Origin of the sequence: Mesorhizobium norvegicum, assembly GCF_004919685.1 — a bacterium.
Taxonomy (GTDB): domain Bacteria; phylum Pseudomonadota; class Alphaproteobacteria; order Rhizobiales; family Rhizobiaceae; genus Mesorhizobium; species Mesorhizobium norvegicum.
Genome location: NZ_SMYZ01000193.1, coordinates 1 through 1,347, shown reverse-complemented (window position 1 = coordinate 1,347; position 1,347 = coordinate 1). Strand labels below are relative to the sequence as shown.

2 protein-coding genes are annotated in these 1,347 nt (G+C 66.7%); both read right to left on the bottom strand.

Translation table 11 applies throughout. The annotated features are described in order from the left end of the window. Window positions 1-61: 61 nt before the first annotated feature. Window positions 62-379 carry a hypothetical protein gene (locus FCU66_RS40635; protein WP_246094217.1) on the bottom strand — a complete coding sequence of 106 codons (318 nt, stop codon included), beginning with the start codon at window positions 377-379 and terminating at the stop codon, window positions 62-64. Between the two features lie 104 nt (window positions 380-483). After that, window positions 484-1,182 carry a DUF1223 domain-containing protein gene (locus FCU66_RS40630; protein ID WP_136621771.1) on the bottom strand — a complete coding sequence of 233 codons (699 nt, stop codon included), beginning with the start codon at window positions 1,180-1,182 and terminating at the stop codon, window positions 484-486. Window positions 1,183-1,347: the final 165 nt, after the last annotated feature.

Genomic DNA, 1,347 nt, shown 5'->3' with positions numbered 1-1,347 from the left:
GGCAGGTGAGGGGCAGCGCCAAGGGCGGCCATTGTGAATGGACGGCTGAGACGCGGCAGAACTAGTTGGCCGGTTTCATCGCGTCGGCCGCCGGTTTCATGGCGTTGGCGGCTGGCTTCATGGAATTGGTGGCCATCGGGTCGGCGGGCTTCATCGCATCCGTTGCGGGCTTCATGGCGTCCGCGGCCGGCTTCATCGCATCGGCGGCTGGTTTCATGGCATTGGCAGCAGGCTTCATCGCATTGGTCGCGTCGTCGGCGCGGGCGATGCCGCCGGCAAGCAGCGCCGTCGAGCACAAAGCGAGAGCGAGCGCCGGCAGCGTCAGGCGGGCCGACAATGTCAGCCGGGCCAACAATGTCGGCCGGGAAAGAATGGTCATGATGGTCTCCTCAGGGGTTGGTCGTTGAAGGCGCGCCCTCTTGGCGGCCGTGCTATGCGGCGCCGCGGGTGCGGCGTTTGCGCAATCTCTTGTTGAAGCGTGATCTAGTTGGTCGCAGCGGCCAGGATCGGGCCGCCACCGGGCGACTGCACGAGCACGGCGGTGCTCAGGCCGTCCGAAGCTGGCGGCAGATCCAGCGCCGTGGCGTCGCCGGTCCAGCTGCCGAGTTTCTTGAGCGAATGGACGACATTGGCGTGCGGCAGGGTGCGGCCGGTGTTTTCGCCGCGCGCCACCGGCACCTGGACGACGCCCTTGAGATAGCGCACCAGCCAGACATCGGCCCGGCCGGCCGGTGCGGCGCCAGCGCCGATATTGATCTTGCCGCCATCGAGCGACAGCGACGGCCCGCTGGTGCGGCCAGTACTTGTGATCAGGTTCTGGATCTCGCCGGGTGCGGCGCCGACGACATCGGCATGGCCGTTGACCACCACTTGCGGCGTGAACGGCCCGTCATGGCCGAGCGGCGGCTCGTAGCTGACCTGGCGCTGGGTGAATTCCTGGCGGCCGAACGTGTCCTTCCAGCCGAGATAGTCCCAGTAGGTGACGTTGAATGACAGCGCCAGCACGCCGGGCTGATCCTTGACCTTGATCAGATTGGCGTTGGCCGGCGGGCAGGACGAGCAGCCCTGGCTGGTGAACAGCTCGACCACGGTAAGCGGCTGGGCGGCCGCAGCACTAAGCGTCGCCGCAAGCGCAAGCGCGCAAAGGCTGGACACTGTGACGAACTTGCAGGACCCTGACATCGGCTTGCTCCGTGGGCGGCGGCGCCTGGATGCACCGCTCATGTCCCCACTTCGCCGCCGCTTGCTGCTTCGTTACAGCGCTCACCGGTTTGTGATGATGGTTCGTCACTTTGCAGCGCTGGAGAACGGCACCGGCTGTTGCGACAGCCGATCTCCCCCCTCGTG